The sequence below is a fragment of the Siccirubricoccus deserti genome (assembly GCF_014283215.1).
Classification (GTDB): Bacteria; Pseudomonadota; Alphaproteobacteria; order Acetobacterales; family Acetobacteraceae; genus Siccirubricoccus; species Siccirubricoccus deserti.
The window spans coordinates 1-612 of the sequence record NZ_JACOMF010000268.1 but is presented as its reverse complement, the minus strand read 5'-3'; the positions used below and the strand labels follow the sequence as shown (position 1 = coordinate 612).

The following is a 612-nucleotide window of genomic DNA, read 5'->3' as shown; positions in this document are numbered from 1 at the left end:
GCGGAACCTATCCAGGCCCGCCGCCGCAGGGTGGCATCGAGAGGCCGAAGACATGACCGCAAGCGCGCCGCTGAGTCAGCCGACGAAATCATGCTTGCAGGGCGGGGACCGTCCAGACATGGGCCTACGATTTCTTCGAGGATCGACCCCGGGACGGCCGCAAGTAAGCCGCCCCGGCTTTGCCGGAGGCCTGTTGGCTTGAGTCACGCCGCCAGGGCGGGTGCCTCCATCTGGGCATAGTAGCGCGCCTCGGCCTCGGCGGGTGGGATGTTGCCGATGGGCTCGAGGAGGCGGCGGGTGTTGAACCAGTCCACCCACTCGAGGGTGGCGAACTCGACGCCTCCATGGTGCGCCACGGCCCGCGGCGTCGGATTACCTCCGCCTTGAACAGGCCGATGACGGTTTCGGCGAGCGCGTTATCGTAGGAGTCGCCGACGCTGCCGACGGAGGGCTCGATGCCAGCCTCGAGCAGCCGTTCTGCGTACCTCGTCGCCTGTGAACTACGCGACTTTCACGCGGCCAGGGCTCGCGGCTGGCGGCCCTGTCCGACCTGATGAGCGGAGGTCAGCAGGCTGAGCAGGCACGCCAAGAGCCAAGCCAGCCAGGCCCGGA

The 612-nt window shown here is 68.1% G+C and carries 1 pseudogene; it reads right to left on the bottom strand.

Features of this window, described 5'->3' with window-relative positions:
- Positions 1 to 203: 203 nt before the first annotated feature.
- Positions 204 to 487 (bottom strand): annotated as a pseudogene (locus H7965_RS30255) (integrase core domain-containing protein); the annotation flags it as partial.
- Positions 488 to 612 lie beyond the last annotated feature (125 nt).